We start from the raw sequence: 21070 nt of genomic DNA on the forward strand, positions 1-21070 counted from the left end.
TCGGGCCCAGTCTATCTGGTGGCGGCCGGGACCAGCGCCGCCACGCACTCCACGTGGTGGGTCTGCGGGTAGAGATCCAGGGCCCGTACCGATTCGGTGACGTAGCCCTTCGCGGCAAAGTCGCGAAGATCCCGAGAGAACGACGCCGGATCGCAGGAAACGTAGGCGATCCTCCCCGGTCTGGCGGTGCTCACCGCGGCCACACCGGCCCGTCCGACGCCGGTGCGTGGCGGATCCAGCACCACACCGTCCAGGCCCCGGGGCAACCGGGCCGCCTCGCTGCGCAGGATCTTTTCGACCCGGCCCTGGCGGATCAGGACCTGATCTAGCCCCTGGATGTTGCGGCGGGCATCTTTGCTGGTTCCCGGGGCCCCCTCGATGGACAGGACGATCCCCTCGGCCCCGACGGCCCAGGCCAACGGCACGGTGAAGAGTCCGGCGCCAGCATAGAGGTCGGCGAAGACCTGACCCGGTTGCGGGTCCAGGATCGCTTGGACGGCGTCGTTCAGAGCCTCGGGTGCGCTGCGGTGGATCTGCCAGAATCCCTCCCCGGTGACCCGGTAGGTCTCCCCCGCAGCCTGTTCGGCCACCCAGGTCCTGCCACGCAGCCGGTGCAGGGTTCCCGCCCCGTCGGCTGCCGAACCGCCGTGCTGGGTGATCAACGCGGCGTTGGTGCCTTCCGGCAAGGCCTTGGCCAGGCGGGTCGCGGCTCCCGGTTTGGCGCCGGGGCGTTCGACGAGCAGCACCAGCGGGCTTCCCCCACCGGAAGGTGCCGCGACTTCGATCCGTTCGAGTCCGTGCAACGGCAAATCCGCCAGTGAAAGGTCATTGATCGCCTCGACGGCCAGCGGCAGCCGGCGGATGGGAACGAGCCGATCGGAATGGTGGGCGTTCATCGCCAAGCGTCCCGCCGTATCGACGCTAAATGCCGCCCGGGTCCTCCATCCCAGCCCGTCGGCGCGTTCCCCCGGCGCCTCCTCGACGCCGGTGAAACCCACGGCTGCCGCGTCCAGGCCGGCCAGGCGTTCAAGTTGTTCGCGGACAATCGCGGATTTCAGTTCCCGCTGGTAGCCGAGCTCCGCATGCCCGAATTCGGCGCCGCCGACCGGCAGCTCCCCCGCCGCATGCCGAGCCAGGGCATCGGCTTCGGGCCAGAAATGCGGCACCCGGTGTTCGGAGCCCTGCAGGATCTCCACGGCGTCGGCCCGCCAGAAACGGGCTCCCTCGCCGGCATCGGTCAGCCGAGCCTGCACCCGTTCGCCGGGCAGGGCATGGCGGACGAAGACGACCCTGCCCTGGTGTCTGGCGACAAAATGGCCGCCATGGGCCGGGGCGCCGATCTCGACGTCGATCAGATCGCCCGTCGCTGGTTCTTCCCGCTGGCTCAACTGGTGCTCCCGCCGTCGTGCGCTCGTGTGTCCTCGTCGGTCCCGGTGATCCCGCGTTCGTGTTCGAAGAGGGCTCTGCCATGGGTTTCTTCGGATAACTGCCAGGGGACACTGGCCACCACGACCCCGGGGACGAAATGCAGCCGGGTCTTGATGCGAAGCGCCGTCTGGTTGTGCACCAGTTGTTCCCACCAGCGCCCCACGACGTATTCGGGGATGTAGACGACCACCAGGTCACGGGGTGAATTGGATTTGATGCCCTTGATGTAGTCGATGATCGGTGCCGCCGTCTCCCGGTAGGGCGAGGCCAGGACGGTGATGGGCACCGGGATCTGCAGCCGTTCCCATTCGGCGACGGTCCGTGCCGTGGCTTCCTGGTCGATGTCCACGATGATGGCATCAAGTTTGGAGGGGCGGCCGGCCCGGGCGAAGGCCACGGCCCGCAACACCGGTTTGCGCAGCGTCGAGACGAGGATCAGGGCATGGACCCGGGCCGGGAGGGCCTTGGTGGTTCCCTGCTCATCGACCGCCAGTTCACGGTCGACCGCGGCGTAGTGCGCATGGATCGAGGACATGATCATGAACATCGCCATGATGGCCACCACGGCCAGCCAGGCACCGAAAATGAATTTGGTGACCAGCACGATGACCAGCACGGCGGCGGTCAGCACGAATCCGACGAGGTTCAGCAGGCGAGAACGCATGATTCGGTGACGCACGCGTTGGTTGGCGGTGCTCGCCAGCTGCCGGGTCCAGTGCTTGACCATGCCGAGCTGACTGAGCGTGAAGGAGACAAAAACGCCGACGACGTAGAGCTGGATCAGGGTGGCTACATGGGCACCGAAGACCAGAACGAGCACCAGGGCCCCGACACCCAAGGCGATAATGCCGTTGCTGAAGCCCAGCCGGTCTCCCCGGGTCCGGAGTTGCCGCGGCAGGAAGCCGTCGGTGGCCAGATGCGAGGCGAGGTTGGGGAAGGAGCTGAATGCCGAATGTCCTGCCATACCCAAGACGGCGACGGTGACCGCCAGGATGACGTAGAAACCGATGCTCCCCCCACCAAAGACCGCGTGGGCCAGTTGGCTGAGCACCGGGTTCTGGATGTAGCCCCCCGGGATGGGTCCGCCGTCGGCGCTCAGATTCTGTTGCGGACTTTCAACCATATGCACTCGGGCCGCCCGGGCCAGGAACATGGTTCCCAGGGTCAGGACGGTGGCAATCAGGCCCAGGAGCAACAGAATCGATGCCGCATTCCGGGCCCGGGGCCGGGCGAGGTTCTGGACGTTGCTGATGGGCGCTTCGATGCCCGTCAGCGCTGCCGAGCCGGTGGAGAAGGCGCGCAGAACCAGTACGGCGCCCAGCATCCCGGTCAGGGCCGGGTCGTAGCCCTCCTGCGGCACGATATCGAACCCCGCACTGGGCGCCGAACCCAGCCGGCCCAGGGCAGCGCTGATCGATCCGACGAGGATCATCACCAGCATGGCTCCGATGAACAGATAGGTGGGCAGCGCATTGCCCAGTCGCGAACGGCCCAGGCCCCGCAGGTTCAGCACGGCGAGGAGCACGACGCCGGCGCCGGCCAGTAACGCCTGGTGCCCGTTCAAGGACGGGAAGGCCGCGACCACATAGTGGGCCGCCGCTGACATGGAGACGGCAACGGTCAACACGAAATCAACCAGGAGGGCCGAGGCCACCGTGGTGCCGGCGCGGGCCCCGAGGTTGACGCTGGCGATCTCGTAGTCACCACGCCCCGAGGGGTAGGCCTTCACCGATTGCCGGTAGGAAGCGATGATCACCATCATCACCGCCATGATGGCGATGCCGATCAGCGGCGAGAAGTAGATCGCCGAGAGCCCGGCGATGGCCAGCGTCATGAGCACTTCATCGGGAGCGTAGGCCACGGAAGATAGCGCGTTGGAGGACAGCAGCGGAAGCGCGAGCCGGCGGCGCAGTGGCGCCTGTTTCAGCCGTTCGGTGCGGAATGGTCTGCCAACCAGGATCCGTTTTAGCGCGTCAAGAAACGTCAGCACCAGTCAAAGTTAGCCCGTGGACGGCATATCTGTCATACACGCCGCACCGCCACCGGGCGCGCGGGCGATCCGACGTGGGAGACTGGAAGCCATCAACGGGGTTTCGCAGGCCCTGCCGTCAGTACGACAACCACGGGGAGCAAGGCATGGCCCATTTCGTCATCATGGGGTGCGGGCGCGTCGGCGTCACGCTGGCCCATACCTTGGACGACGCCGGACACACCGTGGCGATCATCGACCAGGATGACCGGGCGTTCCGACGCCTTCGCCGCGGTTTCACCGGCCAGAAGGTCAGCGGTGTCGGCTTCGACAGGGAAACCCTGGAACGGGCGGATATCGCCAATGCCTATGCCTTCGCGGCGGTCTCCAGCGGTGACAATTCGAATATCCTGGCCACCCGGGTGGCCCGCGAAAACTACCATGTCCCGCATGTGGTGGCCCGGATCTATGACCCGGGTCGGGCCGAGATCTACCAGCGGCTGGGGATCCCCACCGTGGCAGCGGTGCGCTGGAGTGCCGATCAGGTCCTCCGCCGGGTTCTGCCCGAACAAGGCATCAACGGGGACTTCCGTGAGGCCTCGGGCCGGCTGATCCTCGGAGAGGTCGCCCTCCATGATGGGTGGTACGGGCGCAGTCTGGCCGAAATCGAAGAGGTGTCAGGGATCCGGGTCGCCTACCTGACCCGGTTTGGTGAAGGTCAGATCCCCCGCCCCGACGCCCGGCTGCAGCAGGGCGATATCCTGCACGCCATGATGGCCGTGGCTTCCATGGGGGAAATCGACAGGATCCTCTCCAAGGCACCCACCACCCAGGAACCCGACGAGGAGGAGAACCTGTGAAGATCGTTATCGCTGGGGCCGGCAGCGTCGGCTCCTCCATCGCCAAAGAGCTCCTCTCCCACGGACACGATGTCCTGTTGATCGATGAGAAGCCTGAGGTTGTCGGTCGCAGTGGCGTCCAGGGTGCTACGTGGCTGTTCGGGGACGCCTGCGAGCTGACCACGCTCAAGGATGCCCAACTTGCCGACGTCGACGTGGTGGTTTCGGCCACCGGTGACGACAAGGTCAACCTGGTGGTCTCCCTGCTGGCCAAAAGCGAATTCGGGGTCGGCCGGACCGTGGGGCGGGTGAATAACCCGAAGAACGATTGGCTCTTCGACGACGCTTGGGGCGTCGACGTGGCCGTCAGCACCCCGCGCATGATGACCGCCCTCGTGGAGGAGGCCGTCGAGGTCGGGGATGTGGTGCGGTTGCTCACCCTGCAGACCGGGGTGACGTCCATGGTTGAATTCACGGTCCCCACCGATGCGGCGCTGATCGGCTCCACACTGGGCGAGGTCCCCTGGCCGCAGGACACTGCAGTAGTGGCGATCCTGCGTGATGATTTGGCGATCACCCCGAGCCCCGATGACGTGATCGAAGGCGGCGACGAGCTGTTCTTCATTACCGCGATTGCGGCCGAAAACGATCTGCGTGCGGTTCTGCGTTTGGACACCAGGTCGCGGAACGACGCCGAATCAGAGGATGCTTCGGACGCTTTCCGCGATTGAAACGCGTGCCCCACCCGCGGGGCAGCGGCCCTGCCGGGCCAGTCCTGCCGGGTGGGCCCGCAGGAATCAGTCCTGCGCGGCTGATGGGGCTTCTGGTTGGGTTTGGCCGCCGGTGGCCGGCCGGGAAACCAGCCACGCCAGCCAGAGTCCCATCGCGTAGAGCGGGATGCCCATCACGATGCGGGCCGCGCCGAGTGCTTCGATGTTGTCCGCAGCATAGAGGGGCAGCTGAACCAGGAGTCGGGCCCCCATCACCCCGGCGATGATCCAGGTGGCCACCGCATAGGAGAAGCGACGGGCCCGATCGGTCCGCCAATCAACGCCCTCACCGCGGATGAAGCCGAAGACCAGGCCCATCAGCGGCCAACGGACCACGATGGAGATCACGAAGCCCAGCAGGTAGGCACCGTTGGTGTAGAAGCCAGGGACGTAGAAGTCACGCGCATTGCCGGTGGTGCGGGCAAAGACCGCACAGATGAGGACACCGAAGAGGCCGGTCAGTGCCTGGGTCAGCCCAGTTTTGCGGACCAATCGGGCGACGGTGAAGATGGCCGCAATGGCGAGGGAAGAAATCAGCGCCGGGTTCAGCTCCCGCAGGATCATGAAGACCACCAGGAAGACGATCCCCGGCAGCAGCGCCTCGATCAGGCCACGGACACCCCCGACGGTTTTCAGGACGTCGACCTGCCCGGCAGCGGTCCGGTGGATCCCCGATCCTTCGGCTATTCGACGGCCGAGGTCCTCTGCCTGGTCGTGACCTTCATCCGGGGTCGGCTCCCCCTCGGGGCTTTGGCTCATACCTCGTCCTCTACGTCATGTTCGTCCTCGGGCAAGATCTCGTATCGGGGGTTGTAGATCGTTGGCACGCCGTCGACGCGGGCGATCATCCCCTCGAAACGCAGTCGGGTGCCCGCTTCGATGCCGGGCACGCGGCGTTGGCCGTTCCAGACCAGCACGATGCGTGCCACCGGGGTCCGTCGCCCACCGGGCGGAGCCGGGGCGTCAACGACGCCTGCGGTAAACACCGGTGCCTGGGCGCTGGGCAGGATCCTGATGTTCTCCACGAAGCCGCGGGCGAGCACCCTGCCCCGTTCGGGAAGCTGGTCCAGGGTGTAACAGCGCTCGGCCCGGTCGGGCCCGGTGTATCCGCCCGAACGGGAGGCCAGGCCGCGGCGTCGGGCTGCGACGCCACGCTCAGCCAATTTCGGTGATCTCCGGTCCGCGTTCCGGCCTGCCCTGCAGACCACGTTCGTTGCTGCTGTCCGTGGTGTCCTCGGTTTCCTCGGCGTCGTTCGCCGAGCGGGTGACGGCGCCGGCCGGCATCGTCAATGGGAGCAATTCCTGGGGAGGCATGGGCTGGTTGCCGCGTTCGACGACGACCCGGGCCAGTCGGTCCTCGAGGCGTTCGGCCTGGGCGCGGTCCAGGGTCGCCGGTCCACCCACCACTGCGCGCAGGAACCAGCGTCCGCCGTCGATGCCGATGAAACGGGCTACCATGAATCCTTGCTCGCCATCGGGGCCGTCGGCGGGGACACGGGCCACCAATTCGGTGCCAAAGCGTCCTTCGACCCGATCGATTTTGCCGTTCTGTTCGCCGATGCTTTCTTCGATCTGGGCTGAGATGCCATCCCACAGGCCGCTGGATTTCGGTGCGGCAAAGACCTGGAGCTGCAGGCGTGAACCGTCGAGTTCAAGGGCCGCGGCGATGACCCGCTGGGATCCCTCCTCGACCTCGAGGCGCAGCTGCATGCCCTCGATCGGTTCGATCTTCAGGGCTCCGAGGTCGATGTAGTGCCCGTGGTCCGGTGCCTCGTCGATATCGAAGGGACCCTGTTCGTTGCCGGCCGCGACCACGTCGGCATCCGGGAGCTGCTCGTCCTCGGGCGTGGTGGCTGCGTCGTCGTTCGTTGAATTGGTGCGGCGTTTGAAAATCATCGTTGCTCCTCCCGGCCCGTGGGGCCGCAGGTGGTGAAGTAGGTGGGGTGGGCTCAGCGGGCTGCCGTGTCGGCGAATCCTCCGGTCGAGCCGAAGCCCCCGGCTCCGCGCACCGAATCGGGCAGTTCGGCGACGGGAATGAACGCCGCATGCTCCACGCGTTGGATGACCAGTTGGGCGATCCGGTCACCACGGTTCAGTTCGATCGGCGTCCGCGTGTCGGTGTTCAGCAGGGTCACGCATAACTCCCCGCGATAGCCGGCGTCGACGGTTCCCGGGGCGTTGACGATGGTGAGTCCCTTTTTCGTGGCCAGTCCGGAACGCGGATGGACCAACGCGACGAAGCCGATCGGCAAGGCGATGGCCACTCCTGTGGGAACCAGCTTCCGCTCCCCCGGTTCCAGGACCACATCTTCGCGGGTACGCAGATCGGCCCCCGCGTCTCCGGGGTGGGCGTACGACGGCGGCTCCAAGCCGGGGTCGAGCATCTTTAGCTGGACGTCAAGGGTGGTGGTGGGCTGCTCGGGCATCGTAGCCGGATTCTCCAGGGCGTTGAGGGTCATGACCGTGTTCACTCTAGCCCGATTGCCGTCCAGCCCCAATGCGTCCACGAGAGGCTCTGGGCGAACTAAGCTGGTGGTATGCCTGATTCGACCCCCTCTGCAGCGTCCTCTGAGATCTTCCGTGAAAAATTGTGGCCGGCCTGGTGGATGTGGATCCTCGTGGTGGGAACCGGTTTCGCCGGTACAGCCATGGTCCTTCCCATCAATTTGAACGTTTCCATCGTCGTGGGCATCGTCGTGTTCTTTGCCGTCGGCATCGCCTTATTGACCCTGACGCCGACCATCAGTTTGACCCAGGACTGGTTTAAAGTTGGCCGGGCCAGCATCGAATGCCGCTATATCGGCGAGGTTTCCGCCCATCGAGGCGACGACGCCACCTTTGAACGTGGTCCTGCCCTGAACGGGACCGCCTACCTTTGCCTGCGCGGCTGGATCGACCCGGTCGTCAAACTCGAAATCGTTGATCCACTCGATGCCACCCCATACTGGCTGGCATCGACCCGCCGCCCGGAGGAGCTGCTCCGAGCCCTCCAGCAGACCGCGCGCGCCTAGAGGAGCGGCAGTGGGACCCGCCGCGGCCTTCAGCCTTCGCAGTCCTTGCAGTACAGCAGTCCGCCCTTTTCCTTGGCGACCTGGGAACGGTGCCGGACCAGGAAACAGGAAGCACAGGTAAATTCGTCCGTTTGTGCCGGGAGCACTCGGACGAGGAGTTCTTCTCCGGAGAGATCGGCGCCGGGCAGCTCATAGCCGTCGGCCAGCTCGGTCTCATCCTCGTCGACCACCGGTGACTGATGGTCCTTGCCGCGTCCCTTCAGTTCTTCGAGGGACTCCTGGTTGGCTTCGTCGTCATTCTTCCGTGGCGCGTCGTAGTCTGTCGCCATAGTTTCTCCATCACGCTCCGGTCATTGCTGGGTTGGGGCCGGATAGGCCCCCGGCACCGTTGCTCTAGCGGCGTCGCGCCGAGATGTCGTGCTGGTATGTTCTGGGTTGGTCCGGCGTTCCCGACCCTCAAGATACAACGCCACGAGGACACATTTTGTGCCCGTGACGCACAGATTGTTCACCATCGGGGAGCAAAAAGCCAATGTCCGTGGCCCCGTGGACGGCGACCGCAGGACGGCATCGACCCAGCAGGGTTCCCCGCCTCTTCCCGTGGGCGGCTCGACCGGGGTTCCCGGGCCCACCTGAGACCAAACTAACCGCGCCACACCACGGCAAATACTGACTTTTCCCCTCCCCCGGTGGCAGAGTCGTATCCGTACGTGAGCGTCCGTGGAGGGAAAGTATGCAGCAACTTCGGCTCGTAGGTGTCCAAGAGGATGGCGAGCACCTGCTGTTGAGCAGCGACGATGGGTCCAGCTTTGTGCTGCGCATCGACGAGGCGCTACGCGCCGCCACTGCCCGCCCCATCGGTCGCCCCGCCGCGTCCGGCGCCGAGCAGGCACCGGCAACATTCTCCCCGCGGGAGATCCAAACCCGGATCCGCAATGGTGCCACCGCCGAAGAGGTTGCCGAGGAATCGGGCTTCCCGTTGGACCGTGTGCTGCGCTACGAGGGCCCCGTTCGCGCCGAACGCGACTACGTTGCCCAGCAAGCTCGTGGCGTGGAGGTCTCCGCACCCCAGGCCCACGACACCTACCGTTCGGCCTTCGGCGATGAACCGGCCTCCCTCGGTGAGATGGTCGACGTCCGGCTCAACGCCCTCGGCGTCAGCGCCTCGTCGTTGCAGTGGGATGCTTGGCGTCGTAGTGACGGGGCCTGGAACATCTCGGCCGAATTCGACGCCTCGGGTTCCGAAACAGATGCCAGTATCGGCGAGGAGCCGCCGGCCATGTGGGTGTTCCATCCGGCCCGAAAATCGTTGCAGAACGCCAACCGGTGGGCTCAGGTCCTGAGTGAACTGGAACCGGTGGAGAATGCCTTCACCAACCGTCGACTCACGGCAGTAGCCGACCGCCCCTTTGATTTCGAATCCGACGCCGGCCATGAAACGCACGGTTCCGACACTGGTCCGGCTTCTCCCGGAGACCCCGACGCCGAAGAACTGCTCGACGTGCTGCGTGCCCGCCGTGGACAACGCCTTGGAGTGGACGAGGAGGGCGACGATGCCCTCGCCGTGATGCTCTCCAAGGGTTCCATCCCCGCAGCGCACCCACGGGACGAGGATTTCGCCGATGAAGGTGAAGCCCGCCGACTGGGAATCGTTCCGCCGCATGACGACGACGATGACGATGAGCTGCCGCACCTGCCAGACGGTGTCAGCACGAACACCAGCGAATACACCGTCGTACCGGGCCTCTCGGCCGCAGACTTTCGGCAGGCCGACGAGACGGTGACCCGTCATGAAGAGGCAGAAGACGACGGCGGTCATGGACGCAAGAAGGCCAAGCGGTCCTCGGTGCCCAGCTGGGATGAGATCGTCTTCGGCAAGGGGAAGAAGCGCGACTAGCGCAGCGCTGCCTCGAATTACTTCGGGGTGGCCAGGGTCAGGAGCGGGACTTCCTTCTCGGCTCGGGTCATCGAACCGTGCTGGCCGATCATGTTCAGGGCCCCGGGTGAGACGCGGCGTCCGTCAAAGAGGGCGAGTTCGCCGCTGGCCAGGATCAGTACGTCACCGATTCTGTTCTTGACCCGTTCGTCTACATCGCCGAAGTAGCCGTGCTCGATGGCTTCCTCCCGCGTGATCACCCAAGCCTTCGCTCCGAAGGCCTCCTTCCAGTTCCGGATGAGCGCGGCGCGGGTCGCTGCGGTGGCCTCGCTGCTGAAGTGCAGCTGCACCGCCCGCGGCTCCCCCGCCGTCAGGGCGATTCCGTCCAGGAGTTCGGGGTACTGCGAGTAATCGATCCGTGCTTCGGGACGCACATCGACCATGCCGTGGTCCGCGACGAGCAACAGCAAGGTCCCTGCCGGGACGCGTCCGGCCAGGGTGCGCATATTTGCGTCGAGTTCCTCCAGCTCACTGAGCCATTGAGACGAATCGCTACCAAATTTATGTCCTGCCTTATCGAGTTCGTTCCAGTAGCAGTACACCAACGACCGATCAGATGCGGCCAACGCCTCGGTAGCGGCCCGGACACGGGCCTGGGGGGTGCCCGCTGCGAGGAATTCGCCGCCCTGCAACGAGGCACGGGTCAATGCCGAATCGCTGAAGCGTGGCAGGCTCGCCGTGGCCACGTGGATATGCTCCGCCGCCTGGGCCATCACCGTCGGATACGGCTGCCACACCTTCGGGTCCAGGTCCTCGGGCCAGTTACCGAGCATGTTCACCACCCGCGGGACCGCAGGATCGACGACGTCGTACCCGACGATGCCATGCTGGCCGGGCGACACACCGGTGCCCAGGCTCGACAACGAGGCAGCCGTCGTCGTGGGGAACGCAGCGTCCAGCGTGCGTGAATTCTCCATTTTCGAGCGCAGGAACGGGGCATGCCCGGAACGTGCCTTGAGCAGTGACTTGCCCAGCCCGTCGGCCATCACCACGCACACCTTGCGGGCCTGGGGTAGTGACAGGACATTGCTGAACCCGGGAACCCCCAAGACGGCAGCGGCGCTTGTCATCACCACCGAGAGGTCCGCGGTGCCGTAACGTGGCGGGGCCGGCAGCGGTTCGGCGGGCTCGAGTCGGGGTGTGCGGGTGGTGCTCACAAGATTCAGCCCTGGTGGTGGCCGCGAACGAACCGGCCTGCGGGGCGTGGGGCCCGCGATTCGGCAGCAGGAACCGGTCGGGTATCCAAGGCGGTGGTCGTGGTGGCTTGCCGCAGGGCCCGGGCGAAGGACCTGGCATCTTCGACGGCCTGGAGGCCGTCGGCTTCGGCACTGACGCGGAGCAACACATCCTCCCTCTGCAGCGTTCCGGTGTAGCCGTGGTCGGCTTCGCATTGCGGGTCGGCACAGCCTGCCGGAGCCAAGTCAACGCGTTGTCCGCCGGACCAGGAGATCGCCAGGGTCAGTTCGCGGCTCTTATCGCTGCTGCGGTAGTTCTGCGGCTGGTGGTAGACGAAGCTGAGCACCACCGAAGAGATCCTGCCGATCGGCACGGTCTCCGTGGAGACCTGGGCCATGACCTGGTCCCCAGCCATGTCCAGCTGTTGGTCGTCCACGTGGACGATGACCATCACGTCGGACGTCAGGACCAGCACGGTGACATGCCGGTGGACCTCGGTGTGCTCGATATGGGTTTCCAGCTGGACCAGATGTGCCAGCGGCTCCATCCCATCCAGGGCGTCTTCGACGACGTCAGCAACGAGCTTGGGGTAGAACCCTGCGCGTTCCAAGGCACTGTGCAAATCACGGCCGGGGGCCGAAGTACGGGAGAACATCCACCCAGTCTACCGGTGTATGTGCCGCCGTCGGGCCGATCATGACGGCGGCTGGGGACTGGCGCCCCCTCCCCTGCCTAGCGCATCGCCCGCCGGGCGCTGTCGGTGCGCTGCGCGGGGTTGCCGATCCGTAGGTCGGCGGCGAGCACGGTCACCGATCCTTCGGAGACCAGTACCGGGTTGAACTCCATCAGCGCCACCTCCGGGTGGTCATCCTTCAGGGTGGCCACCCGGTTGAGGAAGTCCTCCAGCCCCGGCACGTCCACGGAGGGGAAGCCCTGATAGCCGAAGAGCTTCTGGGAGGCCCTGGGCGTGCGGACAAAATCGGCGAGGTCGGTATTGGTCAGTGGCGGGATGGCGTGCGCCCAATCGTCGAGCAGGTTCACTGCATCCCCGGCCAGCCCGTAGGAGATCAGTGGTCCCAGCAACGGGTCCTCGAGTGCACGCACCACGCAACCCTGACCTGAAGCAGCCATGGTCTGGACTTCGAGGTCATCGGCCCCGTATTGGCGCAACGTCTGCTGCATATGTCTGATGTTCTGCCGCAGCGCGGTTTCGTCGGTGATATTCAACCGCACCCCACCCAAATCGAGTCGGTGGCGCAGGTACTGGTCGGTGGCCTTCAAGGCCACCGGCCACCCGATGCGATGTGCTGCCTCCACGGCTTCCTGCTCATCGCTGAACCGCACCGATTCCAGCACGTTCACCCCGTAACAGCCCAACAGCTCGACGGCGTCCTGCGCCGAAAGAGCCAGCAAATCGGTTCCTTCCACGCGTTGCATGTACCCGGCGAGCAGCTCATCGGCGCGTTCCCTATCGATTCCCGAGGATTCGACGTATTCACCAAATTCACGGCCACGCCAGTCCACGTACCCGACCATTTCCGCCAGGGCCCCGATGGCGGTTCCGGGAGAAGCATAGGTGGGGACGGCGTCCTGCCGGACGGTCACCGTCTGGGTGCCGCCTTCGTCTTCACCTGAGGCGGGGGCGGCTGTGCCGGGGGCCGGGCTGGTCTGGATCAGGCCGACGGCGGGTTCCTTCGGATCCATGATCCCGGTGAAGGATGCCAACACTGGTTTGCCGGCTTCCCGCCCCGTTTCGAACAGGATCTGAGCCAGCTGGTGGTGGTCGATGCCCGGGGCCGGCAACACCGCGAGGATCAGGCAGTGCACCGCGGGTTGGGCCAGCAGTGCCTGCAACGTCTTCCGGAGCCGCGGCAACGCGCGGGAGGCGCCGTCGGTCAGCACCAGATCGCGTTCACTGGCGACAACGTCAAGGTCGTGCTGTTCGGCGTTATCCTCCACCACGCGGGACAGCGCCCGAGAATTGGCGACAATGGCCAGCCCGTTGCCGGCGGGTAGTGGCTGGGTGGCGAAGAGCTGCGCCAGGTCCATCAACAATTCGTTGGATGCCACGCGAATGGCCCCCGACTGGTGGAGCATCGCATCCACGGCACCCAGCGGCGCCTGGGTGGTCCGTACGGCGTGCCCGGGCGGCAGCCTCAAGCCCATGACATCTGATTTGGCCACGATGACCGGCTTCTTTCGGGCCAGTCGGCGGGCGATACGCGAAAATTTCCGGGGGTTCCCGAAGCTTTCCAAGAATAAGGCGACGGCTGTCGTTGCGGGGTCGTCTTCCCAAAATTGCATGGCGTCGTTGCCGGAGACGTCGGCCCGGTTCCCTGCCGAGACGATGCTGGAGACACCGATCCCGCGGCGGCTGGCCGCCGAGTAGATGAGCACGCCGATCGCTGCGGAATGACTGAACAGGCCGAGTCCTCCCCGCCGGGGCATGCCCGGGGCCATGGAGGCGTTGAAGCTGACCGCCGGTGCCGTATTGACCAGACCCAACGATGCCGGACCGATCAGCCGCATCCCGTTGCTCCGCGCCAACCGCACCAGGTCCCCCTGACGTTGCAGGGCCTCTGCCTGGTCGCCCGGGAAGGTCTCGGTGACCACGAGTAGCCCCCGCACACCGTGGGCCCCGCATTCGGCAACGACGGACTCCAGTTCAGCTACCGGAACGGCAACCACCGCCAGGTCCACGGTGCCGGGGATCTCTGCGAGAGCGCCGTAGGAGATCATCCCGGCGATTTCCAAAGCGTCAGGATTCACCGCATAGACCGGCCCGGTGAAACCGCCTTCGATAATGTTTTCCAGCAGCGTGTACCCGACGGTTCCCCACTGCCGGCTGGCCCCGATCACGGCCACCGATCGGGGGGCCAGCAGACCGGCCAACGACTGGGCTTCGGCCCGGTGTTCGCGTGATTCCATCACGGCCCGAGACTTCTCGGTCGGGTCGATCGGAAATTCCAGCATCACCACCCCGTCGTCGAACCGGCGTTTGACCTCGTAGCCTGCGTCGGCGAAAACCGTGAGCATTTTGCGGTTTTCCGGCAGCACTTCGGCGCTGAAACGTTCGATGCCGTTCTCCCGGGCCGCGGCAGCCAAGTGCTCGAGCAGGATCGAACCGGCCCCCTTGCCCTGGGTGTTGTCGGCGATGTTGAACGCCACCTCGGCCTCCAGCGGATCATCGAGTCGGTCGTAGCGTCCCACCCCGATGATCTGAGAGCCACGGAGGACGATCATCGCCACCCGGTTCACGTGGTCAACCTGGGTAAAGCGGGTCAGCTCGCGGTCGGTGAGCTTGGACTTGAACGTGAAAAACCGCAAGTAGATCGACGTTTCGGATTGTCCGGCATGGAAGCGTTGCAAAGCAGCGGCATCCGAGGGACCAATGGGCCGCAAATGGGCCGTCGTCCCGTCGCGTAGAACGACATCGGCTTCCCAATGAGCCGGATATTCAGCATTTTCCACCTCGTGCACCATAGGCTTAGCCTAAGGCCTTCGCACACGGATCCGTCGTGATCCGAAATACAAGGACGAGACTGCCCCTCAGTGCGGCACCGTCCTATCGCGCAGGACCAACATCAGCACCGATTCGAGGAATCACTTTTATGGCCCGCAGGCAGACACCGGAACCACCGCAGGACTTCATCGAGAACATCGTCGACATCGACGTGACCTCGGAGATGGAGGGGTCGTTCCTGGAGTACGCCTACTCGGTGATCTACTCGCGTGCCCTGCCCGACGCCCGTGACGGCCTCAAGCCGGTCCAACGCCGCATCCTGTTCATGATGACGCAGATGGGTCTGCGCCCCGAGAAGGGCCACGTCAAGAGCGCCCGAGTCGTCGGTGAGGTCATGGGCAAACTGCACCCCCACGGTGATACCGCCATCTACGATGCCATGGTGCGCATGGCCCAACACTTCGCGTTGCGGCTGCCACTGATCGACGGTCACGGGAACTTCGGTTCGCTGGACGACGGTCCTGCCGCACCGCGGTACACGGAGGCCAGGCTGGATTCCCCGGCGGTGGCCATGACCGACCACCTTGACGAAGACGTCGTGGACTTCATCCCCAACTACGACAACCAGTTGCTTCAACCGGAGGTCCTCCCGGCAGCCTTCCCGAACCTGCTGGTCAACGGAACCACCGGCATCGCCGTCGGGATGGCCACGAACATGGCCCCGCATAACCTCGGCGAGGTCATTGCCGCGGCCCGTCACCTGGTGGAAAATCCCGAAGCGCCCCTGGCCGAGCTGATGAAATTCGTCCCCGGCCCGGATCTACCCAGCGGCGGAGAGATCATCGGACTGGAGGGCATCCACGACGCCTACACGAACGGGCGTGGCTCGTTCAAAACCCGGGCCAAGGTCGTGCTCGAACAGATCAGCGCGCGACGCAGTGGTCTGATCGTCACCGAGCTTCCCTACATGGTCGGTCCGGAGAAGGTCATCCAGAAGATCAAGGATGCCGTCACCGCCAAAAAGCTCGTCGGGGTCTCCGATGTCATCGACCTGACCGACCGCAAGAACGGTATGCGGCTGGTCATCGAGCTGAAGAATGGCTTCAACCCCAATGCCGTCCTCCAACAGCTGTATAAGTACACACCGATGGAGGACTCCTTCGGCATCAACAACGTGGCCCTGGTCGACGGACAACCCAGGACGTTGGGGTTGCGGGAACTGCTTCAGGTCTACATCGGGCACCGCCTCTCGGTGGTCACGCGTCGGACGGCCTACCGGCTGGCCAAGAAGAAGGATCGACTGCATCTGGTCGAAGGTCTCCTCATTGCCATCGTCGACATCGACGAGGTCATCCAGATCATCCGCAACTCGGACGAAACTGCGGTGGCCCGCCAACGGCTGATGACCGTGTATGACCTCTCGGAGATCCAGGCCAACCACATCCTGGAGCTGCGGCTGCGTCAGCTGACCAAATATTCGCAGATTGAGCTCGAGAAAGAGCGCGACGAACTTCAACGGGAAATCGAACGTCTCAGCGCCATCCTGGCCTCGGACGAGCTGCTGCGCGGTCTGGTCTCCAGTGAGCTGGCCGAGGTCTCCGAACGTTATGCCACACCGCGCCGTACCCGCCTGTTGAAGTCGGCAACGGCGGCCCCCTTGAAGGGCACCACCATGCCTGCCCCGGCTTCCACCAGCGCCAAAGCACCGTTGACGCTCGAAATCGCCGATGATCCCTGCTGGGCCATCCTCTCCGCCTCGGGCCGGCTGGCTCGCACCACCACCCGTGAGCCGCTGCCCACCGACGGCAACCGGGTGAAGCATGACGTGCTGGCCTCCCTCCTGCCGGCGACGGCCCGGGGGGAGATCGGCGCCGTGACCTCAACCGGACGCATGTTGCGCCTGCAGGTCTTGGACATCCCGGTCCTGCCGGCCACCTCCTCGTTCCCTCCTCTGACCGACGGGGTTCCGGTCGCCGAGTTCATTTCGCTGGCCAAGGGTGAAACCGTGATCGGTCTGGTGCCGCTGAATGAGGTGCTGGCCGTGGGGACCGCCCGCGGGGTGGTCAAACGAGTCACCCCCGACTACCCGTTGAACCGTGACGAGTTCGAGGCGCTGTCGCTCAAACCCGGCGATCGGGTCATCGGGGTCTGTGTTCCGGGTGAAAACGATGATCTGATCTTCGTTTCGGGCCAAGCCCGTCTGCTGCGCTATCCGGCATCCACTGTTCGCCCCCAGGGCCGCACGGCCGGCGGAATGGCAGGAATCAAGCTCGTCGACGGTGACCAGGCCATCTTCTTTGGTTCGGCACATCCCGAGGACGAATCAGCGGTGGTGGTCACTATTGCCGCCGCGGGTGCGACGTTGCCCGGCACCGAGGCCGGCACCGTGAAGGTCACCCCGCTCTCCGAATATCCGGCCAAGGGCCGCGGTACCGGTGGGGTGCGGGCCCACCGCTTCCTCAAGGGCGAAGAGGTCCTGGCCCTGGCCTGGGCCGGTCATGGCCCTGCCCGGGCTGCTTCGGCTGCCGGAGTCTCCCGTGCGCTGCCCCTGGAACATGGACGGCGGGATGGTTCGGGCGTTCCGTTGTCGAGTAAGGTCGACGCGCTCGGCGGGGCTCCTGTCGCCCCCGATGCCGTGGGCGAACCCGCACCGCCCATCGACCGCTCCCCCGAACCCGTCTCCGGTGGCAGCGAGGCAGAGCAGGCAGACACCGGGGCACCGCGCCGACGCACGGCCGCGGCCTCACGCCCTGCTGCAGGACGCGGCGGAAAAAAGGTCCCCGACGAGCCGGTGGGCGATTTTTTGCCCGGCTTCGACGCTGAGGAGCCCCGACGCGCCCCCCTCGCTGCGCCGGAGGAGGACAGCGTCCCCTTCGCCGATTCAGCGGTGGTGGAAGTCGAAGGACGCGGTACGACGCCGGTAGGGCCCTAGGTCCGACTTGAAGGGCTCTGCTCCGGCTGGCATGAGGGCCGCGTCGCCCTTCAGGCTCGAACCGGAGGCGACAGGGCCCCCGTGCTCAGATCCAAAACCGTATCGGCGTCGCCGGCCATTTGCGCGTCATGGGTGACCATCACCACGGCCATCCCCGCCAGGGCTTCTCGCAGGTCGGCGATCAATTCCGCGGCCTCGTCCTGGCCGAGGTGAGCCGTCGGCTCGTCCAGCAGGACGGCGTCCGCCCTGGCCACGAGTGCCCTGGCCACCGCCAGGCGTTGACGTTGCCCCCCCGAGAGCCGGTGCCCCCCACTGCCGATGCGGGTGTCGAGTCCCCCGCTTTGCTGGTCGAACCAGTGGCCTAGTCCTACCGCGTCAAGGGCGGCATGCAATTCGGGGTCGTCTGCCGGGTCGTGGGCGGAGCGGCCGAGCGATAGGTTGTTGCGCAGGCTGGAATCGAAGAGATGGGCTTCCTGCGGGCACCATGTGATCCGCCCCAGCAGGGGTGCCGCCTTCTGCGGCTCGGCCCAGGGTTCGATCAGCATACCGACATCGTCGCCCAGGCGGAAGGCGCCCTCCGAGGGGCGGACCAGTCCCAGCAGTACGGCGAGCAGGCTGGATTTTCCAGACCCCGATGGGCCAATGATCGCCAACCAGCCGCCACGTTCCACCCGCGCAGAAATATGCTCCACCACCGGCGTGTTCCCCGTCCACGTCACCGACACCTGCTCAAGTTCCAATGACGTCAACCGTGTCGGCCGGCCGTCCTGCCCGGCAGCGTGGGCTCCGTTTTCCGCAGCATCAGCGGGAAGCGGCGCCGGGGCGTCGTTGCTGCTCAGCACCCGGGCGATGGCGTCGAGCCGGTCGCCGAAGAGCGGGAGTTTCGCTGCGGCATCTGAGGCATTGGCCAAGGGTTCGTTCAGGCTCAAAGCCAGCAAGGCGACCACTGCCAGAAGTGCCGCCGTTTCGGCTCCCGATGCTCCGGTAGCGCCGGCGACCAGCAGGCAACCGATCGCTGCCAGCCCGGAAGCGATGACGGCGATGGCCTCACCGAGTCCGGCGCCCGAAGCGGCTCGCAGTGTTGTCCGGGAGGCCAGTTGGTCGTGCTGGTTGAAGTCTGCGGCAGCCCGTGGCGCGACCCCGTTGGCCCGCAGATCCCCGGCGGCGGCGAAGAGCGTGGAAATCCGGCCGGTGGCCCAACTGCGGTGTCGTGCCGCCTGGGCTGCGGAACCTCGTTCGACACGAACAGCCAGCCAGGGCCCCAGCAGGAAGCCCAGTGCCCCGGCGATCCAGAAGATGCCCTGGGTCGCCGGGAAGAGCAATGCTGCGGTGATGAGGGAACCTGCCCAGGCAAGGATCGCTGCCGGAAGGGGAACCAGGACCCGTGGTGCTGCGTCGCGCAATTCGTCGACGTCGGCCACCAGATGGGTGAGCGCATCCCCCGAACGAGTCAGTTTCCCCCATCCGGCGGGGCGGTTGGACAGGGCATCCCATAACCGGGTGCGCAGCGCGGTCGCCCAGTCAAGGACCGCCCGGTGCACCGCTAGTTGTTGGGCGTACCGTAGGACGGCCCGACCCAGTCCGAAGAATCGCACGCCCACGATCGCGACCATGAGCACCATCATGGGTGGACGGGTACTGGCATTGACGATCAGCCAGCCCGAGACGGCGGTCAGCGCCGCCCCGGACAGCACGGAGGCCGTCGCGAGGAGGACGCCACCTCCCATCCCTGAACGCCACCACCTCATTGATCGCAGCAGGGACCAGCGGGCTGACCGGCTGGAAGTGCGCACGGAGGTCTCGTCCGCCGCGGTGGGCCCGGCCGGCTGGGAGGGAAGCGGTTCGGTGCCCGTTTGCCGGTCGTGACGGGGTTCAATCATCGGCACGGGTTGCCCGACGGTTCCACCCTGCCGGAGCAGGTCGGACAGTTGGCGGTCGTGCGTGGCCACGATCAGGGTCACGTCCTGGGCGAGGCAAGCGAGGGCGGACCTGACGGCTCCAGCGCTCACGGCATCCAGATGGGCTGTCGGCTCGTCGGCTAACAGGAGGGAGGCGCCCGCGCACCGGATCCGGAGCAGCGCCCGGGCCACCGCGATCCGGCGGAGCTCCCCGGGGCTGAGTCCGTCCAGCGGCAGAGCAGCCAGATGTCCCGCCCGAACGTCTTCCAGCACGTGGGTGAGATCCGTGAGCTCGGCGTTCGGGGCGTAGAGCAGTAGTTCCTCGGTGGCCGTGGGCTCGGTGAATTGGGGGTGTTGCCCGATCCAGGCGGTATCTGACGAATCGGGGACGTCGATGACGCCGTCGATGGTCGTCTCGGGGGGAAGCAGCCCCGCGAGGGCATGGAGCAGGGTGGTTTTTCCGCTCCCTGAAGGCCCGTCCAGGACGACTCGTTCGCCCCGTGAGACCGTGAGCTCGGCGATGGACACGGCGGGCGCTGCCGATCCCGCGTACTGGACGCGCAGGCGCTGCACGCCGATCCCTGCGGCGTCTGGCCGCGCGTCACGCTCGCCCAGCTCAGCTGCCCCGGCCAGGGGGCCTTCGTGGCCATCCCCCAGAAGGTCCTCGGCCCGCCGTAGGGCCTCCAAACCATCTTCGGAGGCGTGGAACGCCGCCCCAACGCTGCGGAGCGGCAGGAAGACTTCCGGGGCCAGGATGAGGGCCAACAGGCCCACCTCGAGACCCATCTGCCCATAGACGAGCCGGACTCCGATGAACACGGCGACGACGGCCACGGAGATCATCGCGATCAGTTCCAGCGCGAACCCGGACAGGAAGGCGGTACGCAACGTGGACATCGTGGTTTCGCGGTAGCGCCGTGAGACAGCGGTGAGCCCCTGCCGGCGTTCGGCCGAACGCCGTAGTCCGATCAGGGCCGGTAGTCCCTGCGCCAGCTCGGCGAGCTGGTTCGACAAGGCATCCAGTCCCGCAGCCGCCTGGGCTACCCGGTCCCTAGTATGCAGTCCGATCAGTGACATAAAGACCGGGACCAGGGGCACGGTCAGCACCAGGATGAGCGCGCTAACCCAGTCCGCCGCGAGGATACGGGCTCCAATGAACAGCGGTACGACGGCGGCGCTGACCAAGGCGGGCAGGAAGGTCGAGTAGTACTCGTCCAGGCCGTCGAGCCCGCGCGAGGCCAGGGCCGCCACGGCGCCGCGCCCGTTCGGTGAATCCGCGCTTCCCTGTCGAGTCTTTCCGCTCAGCTCGGCGGCGACCAGTCGGTGGCGCAGACGTTCCTTCGTGCCCCAAGCGGTCCGTTGCGAGGCTTGGGTCATACCCCACGCCGCTGCGGCTCGCAGCAGGACTCCGACGGCACCGATCAGGCACAGGGGCGCCAACGCGCCGGTGAGCTCCCCTCCGGTCCCCGACGGGGAACCGACGGTTCCGTCGGCCACCACGGTGATCCCCGTGGCCAACGCCTGCCCCAACAGGATCAACCCCACGGCTTTCACCGCGGCCAAGGCAGCCAACAGTGCCAGCTGTGAGCGTGGAACCTCACGCAGCCCTTGATGGGGGCCGGCGGCAGTCGTCTTCATCGGGGTCATC

17 protein-coding genes are annotated in these 21070 nt (G+C 66.0%); 6 read left to right on the forward strand and 11 right to left on the reverse strand.

All coding sequences use genetic code 11. From position 1 onward, the window contains the following. Positions 1 to 11: 11 nt before the first annotated feature. Together CIK75_RS04070 and CIK75_RS04075 are read right to left on the reverse strand one after the other, a co-directional pair. Entirely contained in the window at positions 12 to 1388 is a 1377-nt protein-coding gene (locus tag CIK75_RS04070; RefSeq protein ID WP_086999899.1) for a TRAM domain-containing protein, read from the reverse strand. Then, positions 1385 to 3418: an APC family permease gene (locus CIK75_RS04075; RefSeq protein ID WP_086999897.1), complete on the reverse strand. Its 2034-nt coding sequence runs from the start codon at positions 3416 to 3418 to the stop codon at positions 1385 to 1387. Before CIK75_RS04075 ends, CIK75_RS04070 begins: the two co-directional genes overlap by 4 nt. A gap of 146 nt (positions 3419 to 3564) precedes the next feature. Between CIK75_RS04075 and CIK75_RS04080 the strand changes: the two genes are divergently transcribed. Both CIK75_RS04080 and CIK75_RS04085 read left to right on the forward strand, forming a co-directional pair. Further along, positions 3565 to 4257 carry a TrkA family potassium uptake protein gene (locus tag CIK75_RS04080; protein WP_086999894.1) on the forward strand — a complete coding sequence of 231 codons (693 nt, stop codon included), beginning with the start codon at positions 3565 to 3567 and terminating at the stop codon, positions 4255 to 4257. Then, on the forward strand, positions 4254 to 4967 hold the full coding sequence (locus CIK75_RS04085; RefSeq protein ID WP_086999892.1) for a TrkA family potassium uptake protein: 714 nt from the start codon (positions 4254 to 4256) through the stop codon (positions 4965 to 4967). Before CIK75_RS04080 ends, CIK75_RS04085 begins: the two co-directional genes overlap by 4 nt. Before the next feature lie 66 nt (positions 4968 to 5033). Here CIK75_RS04085 and CIK75_RS04090 read toward each other — a convergent pair whose 3' ends face one another. The 4 genes from CIK75_RS04090 to dut are packed head-to-tail and all read right to left on the reverse strand — an operon-like array spanning position 5034 to position 7465. Continuing rightward, on the reverse strand, positions 5034 to 5765 hold the full coding sequence (locus CIK75_RS04090) for a DUF3159 domain-containing protein (RefSeq protein ID WP_086999890.1): 732 nt from the start codon (positions 5763 to 5765) through the stop codon (positions 5034 to 5036). Further along, positions 5762 to 6169 carry a hypothetical protein gene (locus tag CIK75_RS04095; protein ID WP_342744391.1) on the reverse strand — a complete coding sequence of 136 codons (408 nt, stop codon included), beginning with the start codon at positions 6167 to 6169 and terminating at the stop codon, positions 5762 to 5764. The genes CIK75_RS04090 and CIK75_RS04095 overlap by 4 nt, the downstream gene beginning before the upstream one ends. Next, on the reverse strand, positions 6162 to 6902 hold the full coding sequence (locus CIK75_RS04100; protein WP_086999888.1) for a DUF3710 domain-containing protein: 741 nt from the start codon (positions 6900 to 6902) through the stop codon (positions 6162 to 6164). Before CIK75_RS04100 ends, CIK75_RS04095 begins: the two co-directional genes overlap by 8 nt. A 53-nt stretch (positions 6903 to 6955) precedes the next feature. Further along, positions 6956 to 7465 carry a dUTP diphosphatase gene (gene dut, locus CIK75_RS04105; RefSeq protein ID WP_086999886.1) on the reverse strand — a complete coding sequence of 170 codons (510 nt, stop codon included), beginning with the start codon at positions 7463 to 7465 and terminating at the stop codon, positions 6956 to 6958. 78 nt (positions 7466 to 7543) lie between these two features. Between dut and CIK75_RS04110 the strand changes: the two genes are divergently transcribed. Then, a complete protein-coding gene (locus tag CIK75_RS04110) occupies positions 7544 to 8017 on the forward strand; it encodes a DUF3093 domain-containing protein (protein ID WP_086999884.1) in 474 nt (157 codons plus the stop codon). Between the two features lie 29 nt (positions 8018 to 8046). Here the strand turns inward: CIK75_RS04110 and CIK75_RS04115 are convergent, their stop codons facing one another. After that, complete coding sequence (locus CIK75_RS04115; RefSeq protein ID WP_086999882.1) at positions 8047 to 8346, reverse strand: DUF4193 domain-containing protein; 300 nt, start codon at positions 8344 to 8346, stop codon at positions 8047 to 8049. Between the two features lie 163 nt (positions 8347 to 8509). On the opposite strand from CIK75_RS04115, the gene CIK75_RS16195 reads away from it, so the two are divergent. Beyond that, positions 8510 to 8653 (forward strand): hypothetical protein, encoded by a 144-nt coding sequence (locus CIK75_RS16195; RefSeq protein WP_158225889.1) that lies wholly within the window; start codon positions 8510 to 8512, stop codon positions 8651 to 8653. 97 nt (positions 8654 to 8750) lie between these two features. Continuing rightward, positions 8751 to 9914: a septation protein SepH gene (gene sepH / locus CIK75_RS04120; RefSeq protein ID WP_086999880.1), complete on the forward strand. Its 1164-nt coding sequence runs from the start codon at positions 8751 to 8753 to the stop codon at positions 9912 to 9914. Positions 9915 to 9931: 17 nt separating this feature from the next. Here the strand turns inward: sepH and CIK75_RS04125 are convergent, their stop codons facing one another. The 3 genes from CIK75_RS04125 to CIK75_RS04135 all read right to left on the reverse strand — a co-directional run bounded on the left by CIK75_RS04125 (position 9932) and on the right by CIK75_RS04135 (position 14612). Further along, positions 9932 to 11110, reverse strand: a complete 1179-nt coding sequence (locus CIK75_RS04125; RefSeq protein ID WP_241895282.1) for a nucleotide pyrophosphatase/phosphodiesterase family protein — start codon at positions 11108 to 11110, stop codon at positions 9932 to 9934. Positions 11111 to 11115: 5 nt separating this feature from the next. Then, a complete protein-coding gene (locus tag CIK75_RS04130) occupies positions 11116 to 11784 on the reverse strand; it encodes a DUF5998 family protein (RefSeq protein ID WP_086999878.1) in 669 nt (222 codons plus the stop codon). Between the two features lie 77 nt (positions 11785 to 11861). Beyond that, on the reverse strand, positions 11862 to 14612 hold the full coding sequence (locus CIK75_RS04135; protein ID WP_086999876.1) for a GNAT family N-acetyltransferase: 2751 nt from the start codon (positions 14610 to 14612) through the stop codon (positions 11862 to 11864). Positions 14613 to 14740: 128 nt separating this feature from the next. Here CIK75_RS04135 and CIK75_RS04140 point away from each other — a divergent pair, with 128 nt between their 5' ends. Next, complete coding sequence (locus CIK75_RS04140) at positions 14741 to 17524, forward strand: DNA topoisomerase IV subunit A (protein ID WP_086999874.1); 2784 nt, start codon at positions 14741 to 14743, stop codon at positions 17522 to 17524. A 50-nt stretch (positions 17525 to 17574) separates the two neighbouring features. Here the strand turns inward: CIK75_RS04140 and cydC are convergent, their stop codons facing one another. Next, positions 17575 to 21069, reverse strand: a complete 3495-nt coding sequence (gene cydC / locus CIK75_RS04145; protein WP_086999872.1) for a thiol reductant ABC exporter subunit CydC — start codon at positions 21067 to 21069, stop codon at positions 17575 to 17577. Between the last annotated feature and the right edge of the window lies 1 nt (position 21070).

This window comes from Glutamicibacter sp. BW78 (genome assembly GCF_002332245.1).
GTDB classification, from domain to species: Bacteria; Actinomycetota; Actinomycetes; order Actinomycetales; family Micrococcaceae; genus Arthrobacter_H; species Arthrobacter_H rhombi_A.